4 protein-coding genes are annotated in these 3,254 nt (G+C 69.9%); all 4 read left to right on the top strand.

Going from position 1 to position 3,254, the window contains the following annotated elements:
• Positions 1-271: 271 nt before the first annotated feature.
• The 4 genes from ABZ671_RS32560 (at position 272) to ABZ671_RS32545 (ending at position 3,119) form a co-directional block, all read left to right on the top strand.
• A complete protein-coding gene (locus ABZ671_RS32560) occupies positions 272-916 on the top strand; it encodes a GGDEF domain-containing protein (protein WP_357865360.1) in 645 nt (214 codons plus the stop codon).
• Between the two features lie 121 nt (positions 917-1,037).
• On the top strand, positions 1,038-1,490 hold the full coding sequence (locus tag ABZ671_RS32555; RefSeq protein ID WP_357865358.1) for a hypothetical protein: 453 nt from the start codon (positions 1,038-1,040) through the stop codon (positions 1,488-1,490).
• Between the two features lie 134 nt (positions 1,491-1,624).
• Complete coding sequence (locus ABZ671_RS32550; RefSeq protein WP_357865356.1) at positions 1,625-2,143, top strand: hypothetical protein; 519 nt, start codon at positions 1,625-1,627, stop codon at positions 2,141-2,143.
• 73 nt (positions 2,144-2,216) lie between these two features.
• Positions 2,217-3,119 (top strand): ArdC family protein, encoded by a 903-nt coding sequence (locus ABZ671_RS32545; RefSeq protein ID WP_357865354.1) that lies wholly within the window; start codon positions 2,217-2,219, stop codon positions 3,117-3,119.
• Positions 3,120-3,254 lie beyond the last annotated feature (135 nt).

The following is a 3,254-nucleotide window of genomic DNA, read 5'->3' as shown; positions in this document are numbered from 1 at the left end:
TCCCTCCCCGATCCATCCCGACGGCCTGCCACAAGGGCAACCACGGTCGGGGCCGGGGCCGCAACCCAACCCCGGTTGCACCCCCGACCCCGACCATGGTCGGTCACGACCAGGCCGCCGGGATGGATCTCCTCTCCGAGCCCCACGCACGAAAAAAACCCAGGTCACACCCCACAAAGGACAGTAAGCGTGCTAGAATTTTAGGTGTAAGGCGGTGGGACCGGCGAACCCCCACCGCACGCCACGCCAGACCAACCATGAGGAGTGCGCAATGCTCGGACTCACGGAAATTCTGCTCGGCACCACCTCCGTCTCGTGCTTCGCCCTGATCTGGCGCAATACGCGCCTCAGCGCCGATCTGGCGACTGCCCGTCACGAGGCCGACCATGACCCGCTGACCGGACTGCCCAACCGCCGCGCGCTGGTGCGCCACCTGACCGCGCTCCTGGCCGACCGCAACCGGCCCGTCAGCGTCGCCCTGCTTGACCTCAACGGCTTCAAGGCAATCAACGACCGCCACGGGCACGCCGCAGGCGACAGCGTCCTTTGCCACGTCGCCGCCGCCATCGTTGCGCTCGACCTGCCCGCCGCATACGTCGGCCGCATGAGCGGCGATGAGTTCCTGATCATCACCGACGACGGCGAACGCACCGGACGCGCGAACGCCGCCGCAATCGGGGCCGCCCTCCTCGGCATCACGCTCACGATCTTCGGCGAAGAAGTCAACTGCCCCGCCAGCATCGGGCTCGCGGTCGCCGACGACAACACCCGCACGGCTTCCGCCCTGCTCCAACGCGCCGACGCCGCCATGTACGACGCCAAGCGCCACGGCGTAACGGTCCAGCAGTGGCACCACACCACCGCCGCCACCGCCACCGCCACCAAGACCACCGCCACCCGCCGCCGCTATCGCTAGCCCGCCCGGTCGGGGGCGACCTGAGCAGGCCGCCCCCGACCGCCGCACAACCCGTCTCCCCGCCGAGAGGACCGGCGAACCCCTCTCGGCACCCCACCCGAACCCAGCCCAGGGAGAAGCAATGTCGATCCTTACCGCCCCCACGATGACCATGCCGACCCTGCCGGCCGTGCCCGCCGACCGCCGTGCCCGACAGGTCTTTGAACTGCTTAACATCACCTGTCGCCGCATGGCCCAGGTGACCACCCACCTGCACCTCTGCGAGCACTCCCCCGCATGGCCCACCGCAACCATCAGCGACACCAGGACCGCCCTCGACTTCCGAGCAGCAACCGTCGAGCTGATCAAGTACGCCCGCCGGCATCACTGCCCCGAAACCAACCCCGGCCGGATGCGCGCCCTGCTCCGCCTAGCTGTGCTGTGCCTTGACCTGTGCCAGACCGGGAAGCACTACGTCCAAGCCCCCGACGTCTACCCGCTCACGCTGGCCCGCCGCGCCGAACGCCTGTTGCAGGACACAGCGGGATGGGTTCTCACCGGGGATGCCCGATACCTCCTAGGCCAAGCGTCCTAACCGCACGCTGCCCGGCCGCTGCTGGCGGCCGAGCAGCGGCAAACGTCATCGACGCGCATCGAGCGCGCCGATGCCGGCTGCCGCTCCCGCCACTCACGCCGACACCGCAATTCGCCCTGAACAGGAGAACGACTGTGGCCAGCATCGCCGACCTGCCGCCCGCCGACCGCCGCCGCTTCACCCATATGGAAACGCTCACCATCAGCCCTCACCCGACCGGCCCCGAGCACGGTTGCGAAACGGCCGCCCGAGAAATCGCCGAAGCAGTCTGCCGCCTCTACGGAGGCGACGCCTGGCAAGCCGAGCACAGGTCACCGGCATGGCCGCACGCAGAGAACGAGCTCCACAGCGAGCTGACCATCAGGGTCAACAACCTGCGGACCATCGTTCACCGGCACACCGTCCCGGCGCACACGCAATGCGACCTGTTCACCCTGACCGTGGACGGCCGCCCGGTACCCGCGCACCGGCCGTCCCACGGGCTGCCTCACCAGCCCGCCACCATCGTTGCCAACCTCTGGCGCGACCTGCACCGGGTAGCCCCCACCGGTTGCGACAGCCTCGGATGCCCCGAGATGCCGACGATCCTCACGTACGGGGCCGCCCTCTGCCCCACCCACGCCCAGCGATACGCCGCAACCGGCCTGATCTGAATACCGCCAGATCAAGAAGTGTGCTAGAATTTTAGGTATGAGGCCGGATGGCCGACAGGACAGGAGTTCACCCATGCCCCGCAAGTCCACCGCCCGTAAGACCCCCTCACGCCAGAGCGGCACCCGCAGCCGGTGCAGCGACGCCGAGCGCGCTGCCTGGCGGGAGCGGGACGACGAGGTAAAGCGGCAGTCCACCGAGTATCTGGAGCGCGCCGAGGCGGTCCGCAGCTTCGCAACCCACGCCGCCACCGGCGGTGTGTCCGCCCGCATCCTCGGCTACAGCCTTCGCAATCAGTTGCTCTTGCACGAGCAGGCCGCCGAACGCGGCTTCGTCCTGTCCGACGTGGAAACCGGCAACGGATGGCGGCAGCGAGGCCGGCACATCAAGAAGGGTGAGACCGGACTCCGACTGATCAAGCCCCGGGGCAACGGCAAGAAGGACGCCGACACCGCCGAGCCGGACACCTCGAACGAGCCCGACGAGAACGCCGAAGCCGACGACGGCGACGACGCCAGCGAGACCCCTAGCAGGCCCAAGTTTGTCACGGTCGCCGTTTTCGACATCGCCCAGACCGCCGAAATCCCGCCAGAGGAACGCGACGCCTGCCCCGCCTGCCCCGCCCAGCCCGGCGAGCCCTGCCACCCCGGCTGCCCCTGCCCGACCTGCACCAGCGACACCCCGCCGGTAGACGACCCGGCGGAAACGCTGTGGAACAAGCTCCTCGACCAGCTCACCGCCCACGGATACGCCCTCGACTGCCCCGCCCCGGTCGCCGCCCTGCACGGCCACCGCGTGCACGTCGACCACGACGCCCGCGCCGTTGCCGCCGCTTTCGAGGTCACCGCAGAACACCCGACCGCCGTCGCAGACCTCGCCGAAGCCGTCGCCCAGATCATCGCCCGCAGCGACCACGAGCGCGCCGCCCGCCGCGAGGAACGCCGCGCCTCCCGCCCCGCCGCCCCGGTCACCGCCTAGCGTGCTGGAATTTTAGGCACGGGGGTGTCTCTCCCCGCCGACCTGACCGCCGGCCGCGGGGTCGGGCGCATCGAGACCAGGCGCAGCAGCATCCGGTCGCCGTCGCCGGCCGGCAGCGCGGCCAGTTCGCGGCGC

The organism is Micromonospora sp. NPDC006766 (assembly GCF_040636055.1).
Classification (GTDB): Bacteria; Actinomycetota; Actinomycetes; order Mycobacteriales; family Micromonosporaceae; genus Micromonospora.
Note: the sequence above shows the minus strand (reverse complement) of the source record. Positions and strands in the feature narration are given on the sequence as shown.

Coding starts and splice junctions, on each gene's coding strand:
- ABZ671_RS32560 (WP_357865360.1), top strand. CDS start 272: ATGCTCGGACTCACGGAAATTCTGCTCGGCACCACCTCCGTCTCGTGC.
- ABZ671_RS32555 (WP_357865358.1), top strand. CDS start 1,038: ATGTCGATCCTTACCGCCCCCACGATGACCATGCCGACCCTGCCGGCC.
- ABZ671_RS32545 (WP_357865354.1), top strand. CDS start 2,217: ATGCCCCGCAAGTCCACCGCCCGTAAGACCCCCTCACGCCAGAGCGGC.